This window comes from Brucepastera parasyntrophica, assembly GCF_022376835.1.
Taxonomy (GTDB): Bacteria; Spirochaetota; Spirochaetia; order Treponematales; family Treponemataceae; genus Brucepastera; species Brucepastera parasyntrophica.
On the sequence record NZ_CP084606.1, the window covers coordinates 1,544,747 to 1,569,249 of the forward strand.

Annotated in this window: 27 protein-coding genes; all 27 read right to left on the bottom strand. The window is 32.5% G+C overall.

The window, feature by feature from the left end; all coding sequences use genetic code 11:
- Positions 1 to 100: 100 nt before the first annotated feature.
- The 27 genes from K7I13_RS07260 to K7I13_RS07390 all read right to left on the bottom strand — a co-directional run bounded on the left by K7I13_RS07260 (position 101) and on the right by K7I13_RS07390 (position 24,484).
- Positions 101 to 1,183: a DUF262 domain-containing protein gene (locus K7I13_RS07260; RefSeq protein WP_255949089.1), complete on the bottom strand. Its 1,083-nt coding sequence runs from the start codon at positions 1,181 to 1,183 to the stop codon at positions 101 to 103.
- Positions 1,184 to 1,353: 170 nt separating this feature from the next.
- Positions 1,354 to 1,773 carry a DUF262 domain-containing protein gene (locus K7I13_RS07265; RefSeq protein WP_255949256.1) on the bottom strand — a complete coding sequence of 140 codons (420 nt, stop codon included), beginning with the start codon at positions 1,771 to 1,773 and terminating at the stop codon, positions 1,354 to 1,356.
- Between the two features lie 224 nt (positions 1,774 to 1,997).
- Complete coding sequence (locus K7I13_RS07270; protein WP_255949090.1) at positions 1,998 to 2,462, bottom strand: hypothetical protein; 465 nt, start codon at positions 2,460 to 2,462, stop codon at positions 1,998 to 2,000.
- A gap of 8 nt (positions 2,463 to 2,470) precedes the next feature.
- A complete protein-coding gene (locus K7I13_RS07275) occupies positions 2,471 to 2,755 on the bottom strand; it encodes a hypothetical protein (protein WP_255949092.1) in 285 nt (94 codons plus the stop codon).
- A gap of 298 nt (positions 2,756 to 3,053) precedes the next feature.
- Positions 3,054 to 3,311: a hypothetical protein gene (locus K7I13_RS07280; RefSeq protein ID WP_255949094.1), complete on the bottom strand. Its 258-nt coding sequence runs from the start codon at positions 3,309 to 3,311 to the stop codon at positions 3,054 to 3,056.
- Positions 3,266 to 4,051, bottom strand: coding sequence for a PLP-dependent cysteine synthase family protein (locus tag K7I13_RS07285; protein WP_255949096.1), 786 nt, complete (start codon positions 4,049 to 4,051; stop codon positions 3,266 to 3,268). The genes K7I13_RS07280 and K7I13_RS07285 overlap by 46 nt, the downstream gene beginning before the upstream one ends.
- Complete coding sequence (locus tag K7I13_RS07290) at positions 4,048 to 4,587, bottom strand: hypothetical protein (RefSeq protein ID WP_255949098.1); 540 nt, start codon at positions 4,585 to 4,587, stop codon at positions 4,048 to 4,050. Before K7I13_RS07290 ends, K7I13_RS07285 begins: the two co-directional genes overlap by 4 nt.
- Positions 4,588 to 4,802: 215 nt before the next feature.
- Complete coding sequence (locus K7I13_RS07295; protein ID WP_255949100.1) at positions 4,803 to 5,492, bottom strand: hypothetical protein; 690 nt, start codon at positions 5,490 to 5,492, stop codon at positions 4,803 to 4,805.
- Positions 5,453 to 5,764: a DUF4317 domain-containing protein gene (locus tag K7I13_RS07300; RefSeq protein WP_255949102.1), complete on the bottom strand. Its 312-nt coding sequence runs from the start codon at positions 5,762 to 5,764 to the stop codon at positions 5,453 to 5,455. Before K7I13_RS07300 ends, K7I13_RS07295 begins: the two co-directional genes overlap by 40 nt.
- A 564-nt stretch (positions 5,765 to 6,328) precedes the next feature.
- Entirely contained in the window at positions 6,329 to 6,883 is a 555-nt protein-coding gene (locus tag K7I13_RS07305) for a toll/interleukin-1 receptor domain-containing protein (protein WP_255949104.1), read from the bottom strand.
- A gap of 315 nt (positions 6,884 to 7,198) precedes the next feature.
- Positions 7,199 to 7,606 (bottom strand): hypothetical protein, encoded by a 408-nt coding sequence (locus tag K7I13_RS07310; RefSeq protein ID WP_255949106.1) that lies wholly within the window; start codon positions 7,604 to 7,606, stop codon positions 7,199 to 7,201.
- A 4-nt stretch (positions 7,607 to 7,610) separates the two neighbouring features.
- Complete coding sequence (locus K7I13_RS07315) at positions 7,611 to 8,030, bottom strand: hypothetical protein (RefSeq protein ID WP_255949107.1); 420 nt, start codon at positions 8,028 to 8,030, stop codon at positions 7,611 to 7,613.
- 239 nt (positions 8,031 to 8,269) lie between these two features.
- Complete coding sequence (locus K7I13_RS07320; protein ID WP_255949108.1) at positions 8,270 to 8,710, bottom strand: hypothetical protein; 441 nt, start codon at positions 8,708 to 8,710, stop codon at positions 8,270 to 8,272.
- Complete coding sequence (locus K7I13_RS07325; RefSeq protein ID WP_255949109.1) at positions 8,683 to 8,967, bottom strand: hypothetical protein; 285 nt, start codon at positions 8,965 to 8,967, stop codon at positions 8,683 to 8,685. The genes K7I13_RS07320 and K7I13_RS07325 overlap by 28 nt, the downstream gene beginning before the upstream one ends.
- A gap of 562 nt (positions 8,968 to 9,529) precedes the next feature.
- Positions 9,530 to 11,431, bottom strand: a complete 1,902-nt coding sequence (locus tag K7I13_RS07330; RefSeq protein ID WP_255949110.1) for a restriction endonuclease subunit S — start codon at positions 11,429 to 11,431, stop codon at positions 9,530 to 9,532.
- Positions 11,424 to 12,857: a class I SAM-dependent DNA methyltransferase gene (locus tag K7I13_RS07335; RefSeq protein ID WP_255949111.1), complete on the bottom strand. Its 1,434-nt coding sequence runs from the start codon at positions 12,855 to 12,857 to the stop codon at positions 11,424 to 11,426. The genes K7I13_RS07330 and K7I13_RS07335 overlap by 8 nt, the downstream gene beginning before the upstream one ends.
- Positions 12,858 to 13,307 carry a type I restriction-modification enzyme R subunit C-terminal domain-containing protein gene (locus tag K7I13_RS07340; RefSeq protein ID WP_255949258.1) on the bottom strand — a complete coding sequence of 150 codons (450 nt, stop codon included), beginning with the start codon at positions 13,305 to 13,307 and terminating at the stop codon, positions 12,858 to 12,860.
- A complete protein-coding gene (gene hsdR, locus K7I13_RS07345; protein ID WP_255949112.1) occupies positions 13,193 to 15,256 on the bottom strand; it encodes an EcoAI/FtnUII family type I restriction enzme subunit R in 2,064 nt (687 codons plus the stop codon). Before hsdR ends, K7I13_RS07340 begins: the two co-directional genes overlap by 115 nt.
- 294 nt (positions 15,257 to 15,550) lie before the next feature.
- On the bottom strand, positions 15,551 to 16,642 hold the full coding sequence (locus K7I13_RS07350; RefSeq protein ID WP_255949113.1) for a hypothetical protein: 1,092 nt from the start codon (positions 16,640 to 16,642) through the stop codon (positions 15,551 to 15,553).
- On the bottom strand, positions 16,635 to 17,576 hold the full coding sequence (locus K7I13_RS07355; protein WP_255949114.1) for a PD-(D/E)XK nuclease domain-containing protein: 942 nt from the start codon (positions 17,574 to 17,576) through the stop codon (positions 16,635 to 16,637). Before K7I13_RS07355 ends, K7I13_RS07350 begins: the two co-directional genes overlap by 8 nt.
- 229 nt (positions 17,577 to 17,805) lie before the next feature.
- Complete coding sequence (locus K7I13_RS07360) at positions 17,806 to 18,513, bottom strand: hypothetical protein (protein ID WP_255949116.1); 708 nt, start codon at positions 18,511 to 18,513, stop codon at positions 17,806 to 17,808.
- A gap of 212 nt (positions 18,514 to 18,725) precedes the next feature.
- Positions 18,726 to 20,528 carry a DUF4365 domain-containing protein gene (locus tag K7I13_RS07365; protein WP_255949118.1) on the bottom strand — a complete coding sequence of 601 codons (1,803 nt, stop codon included), beginning with the start codon at positions 20,526 to 20,528 and terminating at the stop codon, positions 18,726 to 18,728.
- Positions 20,529 to 20,741: 213 nt separating this feature from the next.
- The gene (locus K7I13_RS07370) at positions 20,742 to 21,452 is read right to left on the bottom strand and encodes a DUF5131 family protein (RefSeq protein ID WP_255949119.1); all 711 of its coding nucleotides are present in this window, start codon (positions 21,450 to 21,452) and stop codon (positions 20,742 to 20,744) included.
- 4 nt (positions 21,453 to 21,456) lie between these two features.
- Positions 21,457 to 21,927 carry a class I SAM-dependent methyltransferase gene (locus K7I13_RS07375; protein WP_255949120.1) on the bottom strand — a complete coding sequence of 157 codons (471 nt, stop codon included), beginning with the start codon at positions 21,925 to 21,927 and terminating at the stop codon, positions 21,457 to 21,459.
- Positions 21,918 to 22,571 carry a three-Cys-motif partner protein TcmP gene (gene tcmP / locus K7I13_RS07380; RefSeq protein WP_255949121.1) on the bottom strand — a complete coding sequence of 218 codons (654 nt, stop codon included), beginning with the start codon at positions 22,569 to 22,571 and terminating at the stop codon, positions 21,918 to 21,920. Before tcmP ends, K7I13_RS07375 begins: the two co-directional genes overlap by 10 nt.
- A gap of 421 nt (positions 22,572 to 22,992) precedes the next feature.
- Positions 22,993 to 23,457 (bottom strand): DUF1643 domain-containing protein, encoded by a 465-nt coding sequence (locus K7I13_RS07385; RefSeq protein WP_255949122.1) that lies wholly within the window; start codon positions 23,455 to 23,457, stop codon positions 22,993 to 22,995.
- Positions 23,458 to 24,163: 706 nt separating this feature from the next.
- Positions 24,164 to 24,484, bottom strand: coding sequence for a hypothetical protein (locus K7I13_RS07390; protein WP_255949123.1), 321 nt, complete (start codon positions 24,482 to 24,484; stop codon positions 24,164 to 24,166).
- Positions 24,485 to 24,503 lie beyond the last annotated feature (19 nt).

Consider the following 24,503-nt stretch of genomic DNA (forward strand, 5'->3'; position numbering starts at 1 on the left):
GGCGTGGGAAGCGTAGCTGACCTAGCCGAACGTAGGCCAGCGCCGAAGGCGCGTCCGCGGATACACGCTGTTATGTGCAGTGCTGTTGTATTACCCACCATTATCCAAGTAATTCTTTTATTTTATTTACCAATAAATTTTTACGTGCTTCATAAAATTTACTAAAATCTTCAAATTCAAGCGAAATATCATTTGGTATCATTGCCTGGGAAATGAACAATGCTTTTTGCTCATCATTCATTTCATCAAAATAGTCTATAAGACGCATATCATTCTTACTACCATTACTTCGGCCTTCAAGATAATAGAGGTTGGGAAGTCTATTACGCATTCCACGCCATATTTTCCATTGATCCATTGTTATTGAAACAGGTTTAGCTGCATCAAATCTACTTTCTGGGTGAAGATGGTCTTGTTCGTATTTGAAACTTTTATTTATCCATTTAAGGCCTAAATAATAAAGGACTTCCCCAGCTACTCTACTTCCTTTTTCAGAATTAAGAACGTCTTCTATCTTCCCGTCTGTGACTCTCAATTCATTCATCTGATTTAGCATTTCTATAGTAATTTCATAATCAAAACTATTAATGTTACTTTTCATTTGCTGGAGTTTGCCCGTGGTTCCAGATTGAAAATATGTAAAAAATATTGCTCTAAGTAAATAGGCTTGAATTGCTTTTATATTTTTAGAGTATTCAGAATTATAATAGATATAGTATATTATCGGTAAAAGAACGTTCCAGCTATTTGAAAACCGATTTATATCTATTTTCATTTGCATCAACAGTTTTTCCAAGTCTATTAATGCTTTCCTAAATTTACTCCAATCTTTTTTCAATGTATCAACAATACTTCTATTTATATTTGACTTTACAACATCACCATACAACATTAACGCTGAACGAATAATAAAATCAGCCTCAAATCCAGTATACGAATCTGTTAATATCTTTCCAAATTCAACTTTAGCACTAGGCCAATATGCTTCTAGGATTGACATAGTTATTTCTGATTTCTTTAATGGTTTACCTCCGCTGTTGAATCTGACAAACATTTCAAGAGCGTCATCTTGTTTCATATCAGTTATTTCTGTATACCTTATTATTTTTTCATCAAATACTTTCTTACATAATATTCCCAAAATATTTCTTGCATAATCTTTGCTGTCAGCAGGAACATTCATTATTGCTTCATCTCTCGTATTTTTTTCTTGGTATTTTTCATTTTTTACTATACTTTTTACTTCAAATTGAGTTGGACTTAACTTGCCAATCTTGTCACTAAATCTGATGTCGTACTTTTTACTATTATATTCTTCTTCATCAATAAGAATTTTACTTTTATTTAATTCAATTAATAGCTTTGTGAGAATTTTATCACCGGATTTTTTCTAGCATAATTTGGTCGTATGAAAGCCTCTCCGAATAAAGATAAATAAAGAGATGTTAAACGTTGCTGACCATCTAAAATAGCAGTATCGGTATGTTTAATATTTATGTTTTCTAAATCGTAATTCACACTATCAGCTGTCTTTCTGCTGTCAAATGTTACTTCAGACAAAAAACTGCAAAAATAAGTATCCCAGGTTACATTTGAATCATCTATATGCCAAAATAAAAATGTAGCAATAGGATAATCTAATAATATTGAATCCCAGAGTTTTTCTATCTGTTCCATATTCCAGACAAATTGCCCTTGAAATGCTGGCATCACAAATTTGCCGTCTTTTATCTTTTGTAATACTTCAAATATTGTTAATTTGTCATCAATCATATTAGCCACTATTGTTTCTCCTTAAATTTTTCAACAGCATTGCACCTAACGTCCCGGGTGTATCCGACGTTGGACAGCAGCTTATAAGGACTTGCGTAGCAAGGCCGCTGCTGTCCAACGTGCCAAAGTGAGGTGTGGGAAGCGTAGCTGACCTAGCCGAACGCAGGCCAGCGAACGAAGTGAGCGCCCGCGGATACACGCTGTTAGACGACGTTTTTGCCTCTTTATTTGTTTCGTTCAACATTTATTAAATTTTCAGGACTATATAAAACAAGCCCAAAAGTTGTCCCGACATGTTCAGGGAAATATCTTAATCTATTTGCTAAATTTTGATTTGTATTGAGAGAAATACTGGTATCAGTAAATGATAACTTTGATACTTGTTGTAATCTAACATCGCTTTCCTTTTTAATAATATATAAAGAAATTGGGAATATCTTTATTAAAGAACCATTTATCTTTGGCATTTCATCGTTAAGGAAGTTAACAACTTTCATAAAATGCGGTATTAAAATGATATCATCAAAAGGATAATACCAATAATAAACATCAATACTATCTATCTCTTCTATTTCACCTACTACAAATTTTCTATATTGATCAAGAATAAAATAATTATCAATTTTATTTAATAGGACATTTTCAACAGAACCTCTTCCTAAGACATCAACTGCAAGTAAATGCCCCAACAAACATCTTAGAATTTTTTTATATCAACATCTATTAGTATATTATCGGCAAGAATTATTCTCGAATTTTTAAATGAATCTATTCTATCATATAAACCCTTAAATTCTTTATCATAATTGCTACCTAATAATTCATTATTACATTTTTCACATATGGTCTTACAATTAAAACCATTTTGTGAAATAAACTTTTCTTCATTAATCATCACATTTACCTTTTTTCCATTACCACAAGACTTCGGAGGAATGTGATCAGAAGTAAGTTTTTTATATTCTCCGCATATTCTCCGCATATTCTACAATATCCTTTTTTAACTCCTTTCTTTAAATCATGTGCTATATTATTTTTCACTTGAACAATCCTCACATATGTTAATAAGTTCAAAAATGTCGCATAACGTCCCGGGTGTATCCGACGTTGGACAGCAGCTAATAAGGACTTGCGAAGCAAGGCCGCTGCTGGCCAATGTGCCGGAGTGAGGCGTGGGAAGCGCAAGCTGACCTAGCCGAACGCAGGCCAGCGCACGAAGTGCGCGTCTGCGGATACACGCTGTTAGCTGCAGTGCACAATTCTATTGTTTGTGACAATATTTAACAAAGTAATGTCTCTAAATATTTCATTAAATCAATGGAAAACAATTTCTTTTCTTTCATCCATTGTGGATTGAATATTGTATCTAAATATCTTATTCCAGAATCACTAATAATTATTACAATTTTTTTATTTTCTATTTTTTTTGCATATTCAATTGCTGCATAAATAGCAGACCCTGCTGCACCGCCAATAAAATATCCTGCTTTTCTCATGAAAATTGCTGTTGTAAATGCATTAATATCTGAAACAGCCATACTATCATCTTTTCGAATATATTTTTTGCTCTTTTCAAATTATTTCCAATGGTCTCTTTAGAAGGCATACCAGATCCAGATTGATAGTACGGCTCTGCTTTTCTTCCAAAAATTACAGAACCTACTGGTTCTGAAGCTATAATTTTTATTTTTTCTTTTTTACCACTTAAAAACTTTGCCGCTCCCCCCAGGGAAGCACCACTTCCTATCGGACCAAAGAGGTAATCAAGTTTTCCATCTGCTTGTTCCCAGATTTCTTTCCCCAATACAGTATTAGCTAAAAAGTTTGCTTTATTATTTAATTGATCGCAAAATACAACCTTTCCGTTGCCTTCTTCAACTAACATCCTAGCATAATTTTGTCTTTCTACTGTTCCGACTTGGTTTTCTTTTAACTTGGAAGAATCTACAATATCAATTTTCCCAGCATAAGATTCGATTTCTAGCTTCTTTATTATAGAAGAATGATGATCCATTATTGCTGTGAAGTTATATCCTTTAATCCAGCAAATCATAGCTAATGATATTGCCATATTTCCGGATGATGATTCGATAATTTCCTTTTTTACTAATTCGTCGCCATATTTTTTTTCCAGTTCCTGAATAATACTTAAAGCACCACGATCTTTTAAACTTAACGTTGGATTTTGATTTTCCAATTTCAAATAAAATCTATTTCCATTAAGATTTAATGGAAATAGAACTAATGGAGTATTGCCTATTTTATTGATAAAATTCATTTTAGTCCCAAATATCTAATTTTTCTTGCTAATAATGAACGTTTTCTTTCTTTCTCATATTTATCATACAAATAATATGAATTAGTACAAAAATCTTCAATCAAATGATGTGTCTTAACAAAATTTATTACTTCCTGATTTTTTTCCCAAAATTCATCATTAAATATAAAAAGCATAAAAGCAGGTCTAAACAATTTTTTATTAAGATATACATAAGCTCCTAACGCTTCATAAAATTGTTGCACTTTTTTATAATAGACATATTTTCCTTCATCAAAAAATATTGCATCAATATTTCCTTTTAAAGAATTGACTGGTGTTTCCTTTAATTCCATTAATAAATCTTTTATCTCATCATTGGCCTTTTTTATACAGCAAATGACAGCCTCATATTCTATTTTTAATGTTCCAATAATTGTGGAAACATTGTGTTTGTTATTTTCTCGATAGATCTTCAGCTGTAATATTGATATTACAATCCCAAGAAGTGTAAGTAATAAGCCAATTTGATATCCTTCTTGCAGTATCTTTTCCATCTTCTTCTCCTTTACAAATTTAGATGTTTGTTATTAACAAGGGCATTGTGTATTGCAGCTAACGTCCCGGGTGTATCCGACGTTGGACAGCAGCTAATAAGGACTTGCGTAGCAAGGCCGCTGCTGTCCAATGTGCTGGAGTGAGCCGTGGGAAGCGTAGCTGACCTAGGCGAACGGAAGCCAGCGCCGCCAGGCGCGTCCGCGGATACACGCTGTTAGGCGTCGTTTCTTTTCTGTTGTTCATACTTTTCTTTAGCCTTATTAAAATCAGATTCACCAAATACTAATTTTAGTAATTCATATATTAGGTCATTTCCTATGCCAAATAAAAATGCAGAAATATTCCCATTTTGATTGAAATGCCTCAACGGTAAAGAATAATCACTAACAATAATGTGAATTATTATAAATTGGTTAAGATATATATAAAATATGACATTAAATAAGAAGTCTTTCATACTACTATCATAACATCCACCAAGTTTCTTCTGAAAATTGTCATCATCTAAAACAAATGCAGAATGATAAATTGCATTTATTGAAACATGTGTGTACTGTGAGTTTCTTTTATAATAAGCTGTTCGTATATCTTTATATATTTTTTCCATTTCTTTTCCATATATTTTATTTATTTGATTAAACATGTATTGTGAAATTATAGAGGGTTTAAAATTTTTAAACCAATTTTTTGATAATTCATTATCATCTGATGAGTCAATAAAAAAATCTTTCCACGATTCATGATTTAATAATAAATAAATGAGTTGATCTGAATATTCTATAAAACTTCTGAATAAGATTCTTGCAGATGGTTCTTGCGCTGAAATAATTAAATCTTTTATGCATATTAAAATATTGATGATATTTATATAAAAAGTATCCAAAATAAAAAATAAACGTGGCATTTCTTTTCCATATTTTTAGCAGAATCAGAAAATCCGTCCTTCTCATTTATCATCAACCAAAATGAAAAATACAGCGTCAAATAGTAATCAAAATACTCAAGAAGATTCTTTAATTCTTCATTAATTACTTTTGAATTTTCATTCTTTTTTTCTTGAATAAAGCCATTTAGATTTTCATAAATTTCTTTTATTGTAGTAAAAGATACAGTATCTTTTACAGTTGGACCTTTATTTGACTTCTCATAAAGGATTTCAAGTTTTTCAACTAACATAAAACCTCACAAAAGAAATGACGCCTAACGTCCCGGGTGTATCCGACGTTGGACAGCAGCTTATAAGGACTTGCGCAGCAAGGCCGCTGCTGTCCAATGTGCCGAAGTGAGGCGTGGGAAGCGAAGCTGACCTAGCCGAACGTAGGCCAGTGAGCGAAGCGAGCGCCCGCGGATACACGCTGTTAGGCGAAGTGCCTTTTATAGTTCACTATGATAAACTCATTTTTTCGTTTATCTCTAGCCACAAAATAAATCGGTCCATCTTTTCAGAAAATGTATATACTTCATATTCATGCTGCATTTCTGAAAACTGAAATAAAATGTCACGTCTTGATTCTTTCAGTTGTAATGGATTAAAGTTTCTTTTAAGGAATCCATATACTAAAAGCACACGAATTATATTGAACTCTAGATTTATATCTTGTTCCTTTATTTTGTCTTTATCTGATTTGCTAAATTTAGTATAGAATATATATTTACTAACAATTGAATTAATTTCTAATTGAGATATTTTACCATTAATTCCATAATATAGAAGCATTATAAAATATATTTGATTTAAACTTATTTCTTCTTTTTGATACTATCATCTGAATTTTCAGAATAGGAAAATTCTATTTTTATATCCTTATTAAGCCTAGTGAATATTACACCAAATTCTTTATCATCTGCTAGTACGATTTCTTTCTCATTTTTTTTCATTTTCATTTTTAATTCAAGATTTTCAATTTCTAAATCTTTTTCTCTTATAATTTTTGAAATTTTTTGTTTATAATAATGATTCCAAATGTTAGAAATTATAATAGGAAAAGTTGAATCAAAATTATTTTCATCCAGAACAGGCATTTGAATCGCTTGTAAATCAACTCTTAATAATCCTCGAATTTCACTATCTGAAACATAAGGCAAAAGTTTAATATCATTTTGTTTTAGCTGCATGATAATACTTGCATCGATTTCCTTTTCAACCATTGAAGATTTGAGAGAGTTTTCAGAAATATAAACGAAGACGAAATCACACTTTGATATGCCATCTTCAAAGATTGCTTTTAACCAGCTATCACCATGTTGAATATCTATCTCATCTAGCCAAGTTTCAATTTTACACTTTCTAAACATAGAATCAATTTTTGAATAAAACTAATATCAGTTTTTGAATGAGAAAGAAAAACTCTTGGATTATTCACAAATTTAGTCTCCTAAATATAAAGATAGTATACTTGAATTAAAGGTGCAAAAGGCATTTCGCCTAACGTCCCGGGTGTATCCGACGTTGGACAGCAGCTTATAAGGACTTGTGTAGCAAGGCCGCTGCTGTCCAATGTGCCGAAGTGAGGCGTGGGAACGAATGTGACCTAGCCGAACGTAGGCCAGCGCACGTAGTGCGCGTCCGCGGATACACGCTGTTATGCGAAGTCCAGATCTGTCTTTTTATTATTCCAATGAATCTTTTATACTTGCCAAAATATCTTCTACTTCTGATTCTGAAAAGATAGAAACACTTTTTAGAAATGCTAATATATTCTCAGCAAATTCAATATTGTCCAAATTATCTAATTCAAAATTTATATCGTCTTTTATTTTTTCAATTTCGATAATATTTGCAGAAATAATTCCCTGAAATAATTTTCTAACATCATCTGTCGCACCTAATTTAAACAGATTAAATATTGAATATAAAATAAAATCTTTATTTAACTCTTTGAAATCAGGAATCTGCTTTTTTATCGACGAAATTTCGTCAATTATTTTAATACAACAATCTAATGATTTCTCATAATTATTCGAACGATAGAAATTTCCTGCTTTTTCAGTTAACTCAAAATATTTTTCTGTAGTCATATTTTCACTCATTACTTGTTAACAAATAATTCATAAGTTCGACCTTTTTATTACGCTTTATTAAGCCAAATTTATCACCGAAATACAATGCATAATATAAATCATCTTTCGCAAGAGGTCGATTATATTTATAAATTTCAGACCAATTCATTTCAACTGCTTTATTTGTAATTTCTGACTGTAAAATTCCAGGATTTCCTTTAATACCTAACATGAGAAATGAAATAAGTTCTTTAAAAATAGGGTCATCTTTTACAAATTCTTCATATTCAGCAGTAACTTTTTCCAATTCTATTTGAGAATTTGCTTGTTTAAAAGATTCAACAGCTTTAAGATATTCCATTCTTGTTCCAAGAAAATCATTATTTTTATTTAATTTTCTTACCATCTCTAAATGCATCATCCCGTCTTCAAATCTACCCATTTGTTTTCCTCCAAAAAACAATACTATGTTTATATAATTCTTAAATTGCTCTGATCTGGATTTCGCCTAACGTCCCGGGTGTATCCGACGTTGGACAGCAGCTAATAAGGACTTGCGTAGCAAGGCCGCTGCTGTCCAATGTGCCGAAGTGAGGCGTGGGAACGAATGTGACCTAGCCGAACGCAGGCCAGCGCCGATAGGCGCGCCCGCGGATACACGCTGTTAGGCGACGTTTCTTGCTAGAAATGATTTTTCTTTCTATGAATAATATTCAATGATTTTCTTTTTTCATCTTCTCCAAATTCAATCATCCATGATTCACGTTCTTCTTTGTATTTTTTATATCTTTTATGGGTATTAATGTCTTTATATTTCAATTCAATATATTCATAATATTTATTATTTAAATCCATATCAATGACACTTTCTAATTCTTCTTTCTCTTTTCTAAGTTCATCAATAAAATTTTCATGACTTATATTAAAAAGAATTTTTATTTTCTCATAAGATTCCTTTACAGTTTTTGCTGCATTTTTTATTTTTTCAATAGAATCATAATACAATATTTCATGAACAATCTTGATTCTATTCTTATTTATTACTCTAGCTAATTCGATAATTTCTTCTTTCTCATCAAAGTTTATGCCTTTTTCTAATTCTTCAATATATTCACCAAACATTTTAATTTAAATCTTCTTATATTATACGAAAAACTTCCTACTAATTGAACGGCCATAATAAATTGAGAATCCATAATTAATACAAAAAGCAATTTTTCTATAATTTGATGATACAAAAGTATACTGGCAATTAGCCCATCTTCTTCGTTACGTGAAAAGGCTTTCCTCGCAATATCCTCAAATCTATTAATTGAATCGATATTATCAAGATTAGGCCAAGACTCTTCTTTTAATAAGATATTTACATCATTGTCCATTATTCCTATTCCATCTAATTAATTATAAAATAATACTCTACAAAATTTTATTCACTCAAATTTTCTCATCATACATAAACATGATATTTTCTTAGATATTGAAAGTAGAACATATATTATAGAAAACATAAGACAACATATTCTTGAATCTTTTTCAGCTTTCTCTTTTAATATAAATTAAATAACCCGTCGTTACCAAAACTCTTTGTTATAAGAATACTATGACCAATTAGTATTTATAGACTCATAAAAACAACTTCAAGAAATGTCGTCTAACGTCCCGGGTGTATCCGACGTTGGACAGTAGCTTATAAGGACTTGCGCAGCAAGGCCGCTGCTGTCCAATGTGCCGGAGTGAGGCGTGGGAAGCGGCGGCAACGCAGTTGTCGAGCTGACCTAGCCGAACGCAGGCCAGCGCACAAAGTGCGCGTCTGCGGATACACGCTGTTGTACGCAGTACCACGCTTTTTATAGATCACAAAAATTATTTTCAAAAATTACAATATAGACTTAATAATAAAGGATAGAGCTATTTTATGTATTCTTCACATAATTACTAAATCTATACCCAGCCTTTATTCGTAACAAACTTTATACAATCACTTACTTCCTGTTCCGAGAATTTCTCTGCCTTTGAAATAAATCCTGTTAATTTCTGATCGGTCTGCCATTTCGCCATTTCATAATAAATATCTTTAGGATTTGTTTTTTTGGAATCTTCTATGGTTTTCAATACAGTAGCTAATAGCTCAATCTTATGGTCCCGCTTTTCAATATTTTTTGTACTTGAAAATATTTTTATAATCTCCGGTAATTTATTATTTGCTTCTGCTACAATGGGATTAGGATACTTAAACAGTGTTTCTTTTTGGGAAACTCTGTATGTTTCAAGACCTGCTTTTCCTTGCCTGGAAAAATATGTTCGGTTATTTATTAATTTCTTGATATTGGGATCATAAGGACCAAAATGCCACTTCTGAAATTTGAATCCAGTTTTTATGTGGGAAACAAAGGATAAGATATATAGATACTTAGCGATTATCATTTCACCCTGATGTTGATTATGATTTTCAAGAGTATCAATTACAGTTGCAATAAGCTGCATTTGTTGAAACGGCGTTATTGCTACTTTTTCTTCAAAGGCTTCTCTTAAAACTGCCTGCATTAACTCTTCTGCCTGTAATTTTCGCGTTGATGCTTGTTTTTCCAATTCATCTACAAAAGCAAGAAGTTTTTCAACCCGATCTACAATAGCTTTTTGCTCTGCAAGAGGGGGTAGTGGAATATGGGTATTTCCTATAATGTCAGTATTAAGATTAGGCTGACCTTGTCCTCTGGCTGCTTCTGTTAAAAACCAATTCGATTTTTCTTTTAAAAAATAATACAAAAATAATTTGTTCAATTCAGGAATCATATCTATAAATGCGGCAATACCATCATTAAATGTTGTTGGAAAAGTACATATTTTGGGTATTCCTAATGTTGCACCACTATTAGTCAGGAGGAGTGTATCAGCTTCAATATATCTTGTCTTGAATAAACCTGTTTCTTTGATTGTATATGTATGAGTATTCAAGAAAATATTTTGATCTGCTGTCAAATCAGCAACTTTAAGAAAGGGAATATTACCATCATAATATTGTTTGCTTCCGGCAGGTCGTGGTGATCCTCCTCTTACGATTGAAGCAATTTTCCCTAATTTTGTCCACACCCACCCATCAGGCAAATCAAATGGCACTTCCTCTGGTTTAATAGGAACCAGAGTTTTTTGCTTTTTAATCTTTCCTTCTGCAATCAGTTTTTCTTTTTCCTGATTAATCTTAGCAAGTAAAGTCTCTGCATCATAATCCGGATTACCTTTTTTAACAGGGTTTGCATTTCGCCATGCCTTTGTCAATTTGCCTTCAATAGCTTCCTGAAGAATAGTTTGGCGGAGTTTAATAAAATAAGTTGATTGCAGCAACATTTCATTTTTTAATTGAGAAAGTTCATTTTCAACTGATTCAAAATATTCATTAACCTTCTTTTGTTTAACAATATCAGGTAGATCCATTTCTATTTGAAGCAGATGTTTTGACTTTATTTCTGTTTTTATTCCGCCTTTAACTTTCTGTTGGAGCTCCTTGATAAACATGGGGCTTTTGAGATAACGCTTAAAATAGTTTATATTTATTTTTTCTTTATCAAAAATATAAGACGAATAGTGAATTGTCGCCGTTATAGGTTCAGTTCCTTCATAAACTGCAATAGCGCCTTTGGCTACATTTATACCTGAAATAACCAAATCCCCAGGTTTCACGATTATCATATCTGTCTTTGTTGATTTATTTGATAAATATATTTTTCCCGAAAAATCAATCTTATCTAATCGTTTGATTCTTTTTAGTTTTTCATCAGTGGGTTTATATCGCCCTTCACGCTCAGTTAAAAATGAAGATATAGGTACTTTCTGAAGCTTATTCATTAATAAGTTCCTTCTTCAACTGTATCAATAACTCATCACTTTTTTGAAATGATTCATGAAGTAAATCAAGTAGCTCTTTACTGGTATAGGTTTTTTCTTCTTCCTTTATATGTGGGTTTTTTATATCAAGATTAAACCCATTCTCCTGCAATGTTTTAATAGGGACTTTCCACGCCTGTTCATTTTCCTTACGCTTTTTCCACCATTTTTTTAGGCTTTCAAATTCATCTTTACGGATTGATTTGGTTTTGGAATATGCTTTTACACCTTCCGGCAGTTTATGTTCCCAATACCATATTTCTTTTGTTGGCTCCCCTTTGGTAAAAAATAAAAGATTTGTGGCAACACTGGCATAGGGCTGAAACACTGAATTAGGCAGCCTCACGATGGTATGCAGATTACAGCTTTCGAGCCAGTGCTGACGAATCCTGGCTTTAACCCCATCTCCGGTAAGAGAACCATCCGGCAGCACTATGGCGGCCCGGCCTCCATTATTTAGATAACGGATCATTAAAAGCAGAAACAAATCTGCACTTTCTGTTGTCCGATAATTTAAAGGAAAATTTGTCTGCACTCCATCAGTAACTGAAGCTCCAAACGGCGGGTTGGCGAGAATAACATCAACTCTATCTTTTGTACCTATACTGGTATATTCGCGGTTAAGACTGTCTGTATAATCAATATTAGGAATTTCAATATCATGGAGAATCAGATTAGTAACACAAAGCATAAATGGAAGGGGTTTAAATTCCATACCATGGATAGTACTTTCCAGCGGCTTCAGGTCTTCAACCCCTTTTACATCTTGTTTACGTATATTTTCAATTGCCGAAGTTAGAAACCCTCCAGTACCGCAAGCCGGATCAAGAACCTTTTCACCAAGACGAGGATTTATTATCTCTGTCATAAACTCGGTAATTGCCCGTGGCGTATAAAATTCTCCGTAATTCCCTGCACTTTGAAGGTCTTTAAGAATAGTTTCATAGATATCGCCAAATAGGTGGCGGTCTTCTGAGGCATTAAAATCAATTTGATTGAGCTGGTTAAGCACCTGCCGGATAATTGTGCCATTTTTCATGTAGTTATTCGTGCCTTCAAAAATTTCACGAATAAGCAAAGTTCGTTTATTTCCAGATGAAACATTGAGATTTTCTAGTCCTGGAAAAAGTTCCCTATCAATAAACTCCTTAAGCTTATCTCCAGTCAAGCCTTCAGGGTCTGCCGCCCAATTGCGCCATTGAAGTTTTGAAGGAATGGATGATTTATAACTGTCTTTGAGAAGTTCCAATTCAATATCTTTATCATCGATAATTTTCAGGGTAATGAGCCAGCCAAGCTGCTCGATTCTCTGTGCATCCCCAGATACACCCTGATCTTTACGCATGATATTCTGCAGTGTCTTGATTATATTACCAATGTTTTTCATTTATGCCGCAACCTTGTATAATTCCTGTTCAAGTTCTTTTATTGCCTTTAAATAGTTTTCTTTTCCGCCAAAAACACTGATGATTTCTGAAGGAGTTCCTATTCCAGAAAAGGGCTCTACTTTTAATACAGAAAGTTCTTCTATGTTTTCAATTCCTTCATCAGCGTACTTATCTAAAAGAGCGTTTAATATAGCTCTTGCTTTTTCACCGTATTTAGTAAAATAGTTTCGTTTTCTTACCTGTTCAGCCCGCTCTCTTCTGGTTAATGCAGGCATATCCCAAGCAACATGACAGATAAGGTCGAAAATATCTAGGTCCTTTTTAACTTCTTCTTTCAGGTTTTCCAGTATAACACCATGGTTTTCCAATTCATCAATAATTGATTGCTTCTTTTCTGTCTGATTCCATTTGGAAAGAAATTCTTCAAGGCTTCGGTATTCTCGTAGAATTCCTTTTTTGTATATTCTTTTAAACTCTCTGTAATCAGTTTACCATTTTCATCAAGATGCTGAACACGTTCGTTTAATATCGAAACATCTACACCAGCAACATACACTTTTCCTCTTGGTGTATCTGTTATTTCCCCTCCTTCAATTATAACAGGAATCGAAGGATTATCTGTTTCGCCATCATCAAAGTCTATTTCCATGCCAGTTTCAGGATCGATCACATCCTCTTCTGAATTAATATCACTTTCGGAAAATTCTTTATTTTCGCAAATTTCTTTTATCATTACCGGATCACCATCAAAATCCGGGTCTGCAAACAGATCAGTAACATTACGAAAATCCATAATAGTAAAATACTGTTTGCCATATTCTTCGTTAATCCGGGTTCCTCTGCCAATAATCTGTTTAAACTCGGTCATAGAATTGATATTTGAATCAAGTATAATTAATTTACATGTCTGCGCATCTACGCCGGTAGTCATCAGCTTTGATGTTGTTGCAATGACCGGATAAATCTCTTCAGGGTTAATAAAATTATCCAACTCCCTCTTACCAATTTCATCATCTCCAGTTATTCGCATAACGTACTTAGGTGATTTTCTAACTTCTTCAGGGTTTTCATTTACCAGAGCCTGGCGCATCCGCTCTGCGTGTTCAATATCAATACAGAATACAATTGTTTTATCATAGGGATTAGTTTTTTTCAAAAAATCCGTAATTCTGGCTGCAACAGTTTTTGTTCGTTCATCAATAACCAGGTTACGGTCATAATCTTTAATATTATAGATTCTATCAACAATAGGATTACCGTTACTATCCTGTACTGTAGAATCGGGCCGCCATCCTTCAAGATCAATATTGATTCCTACCCGGATTACTTTATAGGGAGCGAGAAAGCCATCCTCAATACCTTGTTTCAAAGAGTAGGTATAAATTGGATCTCCAAAATATTCGATATTCGAAACCTCATCAGTCTCTTTCGGTGTTGCAGTCAATCCAATATGAGTCGCTTTTGAGAAATATTGCAGGATGCCATGCCATGCACTGTCTTCTGCAGCACTGCCTCTGTGACACTCATCAACAACGATCAAGTCAAAAAAATCAGGGCTGAATTCCTTATAAGCATCTTTGTCTTCATTATAGTTTGTAAGTCCCTGGTAAAGAGCAAGATATATTTCAAAAGCTTTATCAATTACCTTTTTGCGAATAACGGTCATTTTATCTTTAAAATGCTTAAAATCTCCGCGTTTAGTCTGGTCTATGAGCGCATTTCGATCAGCGAGAAACAATATTCTTTTTTTAGTACCACTTTTCCATAGCCTATAAATTATTTGAAATGCGGTATAAGTTTTTCCTGTTCCTGTTGCCATTACCAGTAAAACCCGGTTTCGTCCTTTGGCAATTGCTTCTACTGTCCGGTTGATTGCTATTTGCTGATAGTATCGTGGTTTTCTGCCTGAGCCATCAAAAAAGTAGTCGAAAGATACTATAGATTCCTGTTCTGCTGTTTCAATGCCCTTATATTTTTTATACATTTTCCACAGCTGCTCTGGAGAGGGGAAATCATCAATGTTAATCGGTTGTTCAATGCTATTAGAGTACCCTGAACGGTCATGCTGTAAAAAGCCGTCACCATTGGAACTAAAAACAACCGGAATATCAAGGATTTTGGCATACTCCAGCCCCTGTTGAAGGCCGGATCCAACAGAATGGTTATTGTCTTTTGCTTCAATTATTGCTATTGGAATATTCGGTTTATAGTAGAGTATGATATCGGCCCGTTTTCTGCTGCCTCTTGCAGTCTTTTTTCCCTTTACAAATATACGACCATCAGTAAAAAAGACTTCTTCTCTTACCTGAGTTTCTATGTGCCAACCAGCTTTTGAGATAGCAGGAATAATATATTGGCTGATAATATCTCTTTCTGACAATTTCTTTTTATCTGTCATTAGTTCTTCTCTTATTTAACCCACCATGAATGGCAGACATTTGTAAACGTATGTAGATTTTATATTATAATAATTTTTATTTTCCAACTACAACTTTTGCGTGGTATTGCGTACAACGTCCCGGGTGTATCCGACGTTGTGCAGTGGCTAATAGGGCTTTGCGTAGCAAAGACCGCCACTGCACAATGTGCCGGAGTGAGGCGTGGGAACGAACGTGACCTAGCCGAACGTAGGCCAGCGCACGAAGTGCGCGTCTGCGGATACACGCTGTTAGGCGAAGTGCTCTGCGACAGTTTATGATTTGTATTTTTCGTAGTTTGTATCTCTTACATTTCCAATAAATTGTGATAAAAAATTATTAATCTGTTTTTCTAATGATTTATTTACACCATTTTCATCCCAATTAATTTTTAAATTATCATAAGAATACGTAAAAGGATTCATTGGATCTAACTTTTTTAAAATATTTGGAAATCCCATTGAAACTAAACACTCTCCGGTATGGCCATCAATATTAAATGAATAATGATATGTAATTTTTTCAATTATCAAAAACTCAAAATTTTCATCTTTTGTAAGAAAGGGAATATCTTCAAGTTTTTTCCCTTTTAATATTAGTTTCTTAACATGATCCTTGATCCACTCAATTTCTTCAGGATGATTATTTTTTGTTTCATCAGGTCCGAATTCAATGTCGTTGATACCAATAAAATTTATATCCTTTGATAGTTTCTTAAAATTAAGTAAGAAATAAAACCTATTTTTATTTGAAAAATCTTCATATTTAATGAATGTTGGCTTTTCTTTTTCATCAATAAGCTTTTTCTTTCTTAAATGTTTTGTTATATCATTTACAATTTTTGTATTTATATCCTGTGTTTCTGGTGATGTATAGTTTGACTCCAGTTCTATTTCTAATGTATTTTTCCTCTTACTAATTTTTATATTGCCGGAATGCTGTGTTTCATAATCAGTCCAGTCTTGCAACCTATCAATTCGTGTAATTGTATAAGGGAAACAATATACATTATCTTCAATAGTAAATTGAGGTGAAATATCATATTTATAGCATTCAAAACAAGAGTCACTTTCAGCATCAAAGGAATAATCATTCAAAGCGTCAACTATATCAACATCATTATTTGTAACAAGCCTTTTAGTAGACCTTTTTATTTTTTCCTCTCTGTTTTTATGTAATTTTCGCAAATATTCAAATTCTTCTGGTGAAATTAGAGATGAAACTAATAATGGAATTATTGTTTCTCTATCATAGGTTGATAAAAATATTCCCTTTTTGTTAATAAACTTTCGGAGAGAACTATCTGATAAATTTGAATAAATTAACAGAGGTTTTAATTGTGTTCCGTATGGTAAAATATTATTCATCTTTTCCTTCCTCTAATTTCCTAAAATCTAATAATGGATATGATTCTAAACTTATTTGCTTTGCATAGCTTACATCACTTAAAGTACTTAATATCTTTGAAACTTTTTTACCATGCTTTAATTCTCTATAATCAGGATATAAAATAATTGTTTTACTATTCCATCCGCCTTTAGTAAAACTTTTACAAAAGCTAATGATTTTAGTACATGAATCATCAGAATAGTTATTATTCGAAAAGACAAGTAATATTTTTCTTTCGTCATCTATATCGACTCTGATTGGAATAATATCAGATACCATATATTCTATTGGGAGAATGTTTCCATATGAAATATTATCAAAGGTTGCTAAATTATATTCGGTTTCAGCATATGCATATGTTAATTCTTTTCCTGGGTAATTACGATGAAAATATTCTACAATACTATAAAAAAATGTCGCTCGCAAATTATCAATGATATAAATTGGTTCAAATGATATATTTCCAGAAAATCGAAATTGCTTTATTTTATTTCGAATTGTATCCCTAAATCCTTCATTATGATTCAAATAAAATAATAATCCCCGTAATTGCAAATCTTTTATTTCTCGTTTTATTTTTTTCCGGCCATATTCAGCATTCGGCTTTATACAAAACAACCATTGGCCAATATCAGTCAAGAACTCTTTTAGCTGTTTTGTTGGATCAAAAGGATATTTTTCGTAATATTTTGCAGAAATAACGACTGTTTTTTGAGCATCACTTTGGACCGGGCAGATATAATGCTTGATATAATCAATGCCATGGGTTTTTAATTTTCGATTATGAAGCTCTGGGCGAATACATTCAATATCAACATTATTGATTATTGGAGTCCAACCAAAATACTCTAACAATCTATAAATAACTTTTTCGCCATATTTTCCAATTTCCAATGATTTTTCAGCTGCCATTTTTCCTCCAAATATATTTCTTTATATTATTTAAAAAATCTCAGAGCATTTCGCCTAACGTCCCGGGTGTATCCGACGTTGGACAGCAGCTAATAGGACTTGCGCAGCAAGGCCGCTGCTGTCCAATGTGCCGAAGTGAGGCGTGGGAAGCGTAGCTGACCTAGCCGAGCGTAGGCCAGTGAGCGAAGCGAACGCCCGCGGATACACGCTGTTAGATGCAGTACCCATGCTACATGCTTTTATTTATAATTGATTTTACTGCATTAATATGCGCTCTTTCATTTTTTCCTTGTGGATGATATGAATAAATATATATTTTATCCTCTATTTTTTTATAAAATGTTTTATACTTTTTCCATTCTTCAAATGATTTCTTGTCATTCTTAATTTCCATTTCTTTTAATAAATTATTTTCCCAACCACTTGTAAGAAAAATAACTATATCAGGGTCTAAAGTTTTTAAATCCAATTCTAGTAATTTTCGAGAATTATTATATTGTAATTTAATAAGATGAGAAGAAGGATTTCCTCCTTCACATGGGGCTATCTTATATAGATTTGACCATGCAATATAATTGTACCAATCATTTTTATTAATAGTTGATAATGTAATTCCTTTAATAACTCTCCAAAAAGAAGACTTCTTAGTATTGTAATGATGATCGCTTCTTTTTCCTTCAAGATTATTAACCCATTTCATTTGATCATCTCTATTTACAATTCTATTTGGGTTTTTTAAATTAAATAAATTCTCCACATTTCTATCATCTGGAATCCACCCATTTGTAGCTTTTCCTACAAATAATATTCTGGGTTTATTTTCAAAATATTTTTCACCTACTTGCGGGAAAAAGGTTGTTACTTTAGTATTATAATCTCGCAGATTGTTATCTAATAGATCTTTATAAATTTCCTTATAATCTTGTGGATCAATCATTTCATTTATTCCTGTTTTTATTTCTTGGGTATTGCATCTAACGTCCCGGGTGTATCCGATGTTTTGACAGCCCGAATGAGGGCTTGCGCAGCAAGACCAGGGCTGGCAAAATGTGCTGGAGTAAGCCGTGGGAAGCGTAGCTGACCTAGGCGAACGCAAGCCAGCGCCGAAGGCGCGTCCGCGGATACACGCTGTTAAGCGCAGTTGTCCAGCTATGTATTAATTCCAATTTTACTAAAATATAATTTATCTTGCTCCGCTTGCCAGTCTCTATTCCATTTCCAATCTTTTATATGTGACTCTTTTTCTAAACAATTATCACAATATTTTACTTTTAAAGATGAATATGCCTTGTCCAAAGTTGACTTATGAGCAAAATATAATTTTTTTGTACAAAACAATATTTTTGTTCCGGTAGTAGGCAAGTGTAGCCTTTCACTTAATTCGTTAAGGCGACCTATTTTTACATATAGATGAATACAATTTTTCAAAACCCTCTCTGGATTTAAATCATTCAATCCTATATTTATTATTTCCGTAGTTCTATTTTGCTCATTCAAATTAATATCTAACGATGCAATTATATTTTTATGTAACATAATTTCATCATCAATTGATATATTATTCATATTCTTTTTTGTTAAGTCATATTTAACTGATAAATGATTGAAATTGTCCTCAACTCTTTTACTAACTTTTTTGTCAGTTATCTGTTTCACCACAGATTTAATATAATCTAAATATTTATTATATTCTTCACCATCATAAAAACCAAAAAACGTTAACATTTGAGATGTTATTAAATCAAAATCATCAATATTGTAAACATCAAGTATTTTCATTGATATTTCATAATATTTTTTTACGTCAGCCATAAAACTGTTTAATAAAATTAATGATTTTTCATCATATAATTGAATTAAATAACCATATATGGCTTTTTGAAATCGTCTAAATATTTCCGGAATTATTTGATATTGTTTTATTTCCATAATATTGCTAATAATATTTTTTATATTATTATAATATTCCATTATTCTTCCAGTTAAAGAAAGTCTTTGATTAATTAATTTAATTTTCCATAAAGAGTTATCTTCATGTATCTTCCAAGTAACATATGAAAAGAAACCTTTATTGATTTCAATTTCCATATTATTAATATTTTCAACGGCCTTAGAATATAGCCTTAAATATTCTGGTCCATTTTTTGTTAAAAAAGTCATTTGTTTTACATAATTATTAGTAATGGATGTGCTTTTATCTTCATCTAAATTACCATGCCGAATCCATTTCATAATAGCGATATGTTCTGAGAGCAATAAACTTTTAAACTTTGTCACAATAGTACTTTCATTTGAATTATTAATTGATGATAGATAGCTAACCGCTTTATCAAGATTTCCTTTACTTATAAGCTCATCAACCATTTTTAATTTAGCCATATCAGCTTTTTCTTGTATTAATGTTATAGAATCCTGATTAACATTGATATAATCAAGGACTTCAGTATTGGAAGTTTTCTCAAAATAGCATTTTGTTGAAATGACCTCAAATATTTTTGAGTATTCGATTTGTAATTTTCCAATATCTTTCGGCAGTTGATTATTTGTATTTATATTTATTGATATCGTTTTTTGTTTTTTATTATCAGCTTTATAATACTTATCCTTTAAATTATTATCTAAAATTGGATTATGCCAGAATATATCTTTATTGCTGACATCAACAACTACTATAAATAAAGGAATCTTAATTTGGTTCAAATAATAATCTACATTTTCAATATCAAGAGAAAATGAAACAAATTCATTTTTATTTATTTTTTTTATATTTTGTGTCCCTTTTAATTGAATTTTAAATATTACTCCTGTAGATTTATTCTTTTCAAAAATTTCTATTTCATAATCAATTCCATAGTCAGAATCTTGAAAACGGCAAACCCACTCAGAAGGAATAGAATTCTCAAATATTTTCTTTGCTTCACTGTCTATTATATGCTGTATTGGTCTTTCCATTTTTCAACCTATATGTGGACAATTGCGCTTAACGTCCCGGGTGTATCCGACGTTGGACAGCAGCTAATAAGGACTTGCGAAGCAAGGCCGCTGCTGGCCAATGTGCCGAAGTGAGGCGTGGGAAGCGCAAGCGGACCTAGCCGAACGCAGGCCAGCGCCGAAGGCGCGTCAGCGGATACACGCTGTTATGTGCAGTACGAATATTGAAATGCGTTAAAATATTGGATATTCACTATATTCTTGTCCATTGTAAAGACGCCCTTTTTTCTTTTTATTTACTCCGCCCCACTGTTTAAAGAAAAATGGTATTTTTTTTTCTCTTGCTTCGTGAAAAATAGTATCTACCCATTCTTTCTCCATAATCCGAGCTCCGGCGCCACTTTCACCACCAACAATAACCCAATGAATTCCATCTAAGTTGAGTTTTTTTAAATTATCAAGTAGTGGTTCGAATGAAATAAACTTAACTATTGCTCCAGTTTTTTTTAGGTCCTTTATTCTGAATAAAGAATTTGAATCCTCAACGGTTACACCCAACCAGATATTATTAGTCCAATTTATTCTTTTATTTAAATCTAATAATCGAGAGCTACGTTTAGTTAATACTTGAAACTTATGATGTGCTGCATTATTCATAACCTTGAACATTTCTAAAATGTACTCATCAGAGATATTCTCATGAAATGTATCGCTCATTGAATTTACAAAAACATTTCTTGGTTTTTTCCACATTAAAGGTTCTGATAACACCTCTTTATGTGTAGTTACTTCAAAACCATTGATATATTTTTGAGAGCCCATAGCTTTTAGTCGTTTTGAGAGCCTTTCAGCATAACAATGCTTACAGCCGTCGCTTATTTTTGAACAGCCAGTAATTGGGTTCCAAGTTGCGTCTGTCCATTCTATAGAAGAAGAGTATGCCATTAACTTACCTAAATGTTACTAATATATCATCACCGAATGAGTTTGCTCTATGCTTCGGTACATCTATTCTATGCTCATGCTCAAGTTCAAGCAATGCTGTTTTATAATTCCTTTTTATAAAAGGCCGATCAACACAATGATTCCTATAAATTTCTTGCATTTTCAAAGTTTTACCGTGAAAATCAACAACTAATTGCTCCTTTAAATCATCTAATGGCCGCGACAACTGAAAAAGCAATGATTGTTGTGGTAAATTATCTGCTGGATTGTATTCAAAAGATCCAATATCATCTTCATCACATGAAGAGCTTTCTTTCCACATAATCTCTTTCATTATTTCATACCCTTTAAAATCTTTACTAACAAAAATTAAATGATGACTTGTACGAACACCAGTTTTGTTCTTAAACCGGAAAGGCAAAGTAAATTTATTTCCATATCTTTTTAATGCCTGACATAGTTCCTCTACAACCAATAACTCTCGATCTTCGGCAGATTTATTTTTAACTGCTCTCTTAGTTCCAATACTTTTTCATTTCCAAACAATGCGCTCATATGTTCTTCAACAAATGGATTTGATAATCCCATATTGATTCTTGAGTAATTAAAAAAGAATACACAATCACTTCCCCAATCCTTCAATACAGAATTAATTAATCTTAACGATAATCCTTTATATCCCCAAGGATCAACAAAAAAGAACGTAGGGACAAGATTCATTTCTTCAAACATCTTTACAATCTCTTCCCCAACTTCTTCATTGTTTATTCCAGGTTTATATTTCAATCGTTCAATACCTGGAATTGAATTGATTGTAGTTTCTAATGATTTTACATTATCTATGTCTCGATCATTAAATATTGCCACTAAACGGTTACATATTTTCTCATCTTCTATAGCTTTTTCAAGAATCATACATGGTGTTGATGCACTTCCATCCTCATACCTACCAGGACCTGCAAACAAATCAATATATGCAATTTTATTTTCGCTTTTGAATGAATATCTATCTTGTGCACCCATAATTACTTTTGCCCATGTAAAGAAATACTTTGATATGATTGTAGCTTTAACCAATGATGCCTCAGATTGTTCTGAAAAGAATGAGTTATCAGGCATTTAATAAACTCCTTTTAATAATCAAAATTTGGTTTTATATTGTGAGAAAGGCAATATTCGTATTGCACATAACGTCCCGGGTGTATCCGACGTTGTGCAGTGGCTAATAGGGATTTGCGAAGCAAAGACCGCCACTGCACAATGTGCCGGAGTGAGGCGTGGGAAGCGCTAGCTGACCTAGCCGAACGCAGGCCAGCGAACGAAGTGAGCGCCCGCGGATACACGCTGTTATGTGAAGTACGGGCATATTTTACTATAATGTTTCTAACCATAAAATATATATGTTAAACAAATTTTGTAGTATATTTTTCCATTGTTGCTTCAATTGGCCAAAGCATTCCATGTTTAGGAAAACATTCATTTTCCACCATCTTTTCTACATAATATGTATTTTTATTTTTTATCAATATTTCTATTTCTGCTATTCTTTTTTATATAAATTCTTCATCTCTTTTTTCGAGTTTTTTGGATAGCCTCCCCAGCCAACTACAATGCGTTCAAATATATTTGATAGTATAAAATCATTAATATATACATCATTTAATTCTCCAACTATTTTATCTTCTTCAGTAATATAATCATTCAATCTATCAGATTCGGTAAAATATCTTGCAAATAAATTAACTATTACCACTTCCGTGTAATGATTTTTATAAAAGTATGATATAACCCTATTCAGAGTTTTATCACTTTCATATAAAAATTCTTCATGATTTACTTTTGCTTTGCTTGGATTTTTTAATATTACTAATACTTTTTTTATGGGTACAGCTTCATTATAATTAATAGGTATTTTTATGTAATAACGAAGATCATTTTCCTCATTAAGTAAAATATCTATATTTCTTTTGTCTACAAATTGTGGATAACCAATCTTTTCATTCATAGCCACTAAGCCTTATATAACATTTGCCAATAATGAATTCAATAATTAAATCATGCTTGCCCGTATTTCACATAACGTCCCGGGTGTATACGACGTTTGCTGAGGCCGAATAAGCAAAGCGTAGCTTTGCAGGCCGAAGCAAATGTGGGTGAAGGCTGGCGTGGGAATGAAATGACCTAGCCAGCCGGAACCCCAAGGAGCGTAGCGACGCAGCGTATACACTATGTTAGGCGAAGTGCCCTATTTCCTCTTTAAAATATGTTGCATGGGGATATTTATGCCCATCATGTTGTATTTCACAATAAATCCATGGATTTGGGTCAGTTTCTTCTACTAATAACTTATATAATTGCATTCCAAGTACTTGTTCTCTATGCAAATTCGGATGTCTTTCATTAAATTGCCTATGAAAATTATGTTTTTCGCTTAATTTTTTAAGAATATTATTAATCATTATTTGTGAATCAATATATTTTTTCTTTTTATTTTTATAACTTCGATCTCATTAATAAACTCGTTTTTTGTTATTTGAAATAATTCTATATCCTTTTCATAAGAAAAATATTGCCCCCAATAATCTGGTAGCGTTTCTCTGTTTAATTCCTTTGTTGTGGATTTTCTATCGATGCCAGTTATCAATATCTTGCCTCCCCAATATTTATTAAGAATTCATATTGGGTTTTAAAATATATTAAATCATTTCTTCTCAAGAATTAATTATTTTATCCCACCCAATTATCTCACATTGTTTTCTTAATTGTTTTGGAGTTGCCTTTTTAAGCAAAATATTATCCATATTTTCTTCTGCTTCAAAAGTGCTAATCAATAGTTTCATTGCTTTTGCTTCAGATCGGCCAATTGATGACCATCGCTGTATTGTTTGCATATGAACATTTGCTCGAGAGGCTATTGATTCATATGTCTCATCAGGGAAAATACTCTTAATACTTCTAAGTACCTCTTTTGCATTTGAACAAATTTCCTTGTTTCTTTGTATTATATATACTGGTTGAATTATCTTATTCATACATACACTATACATGTAT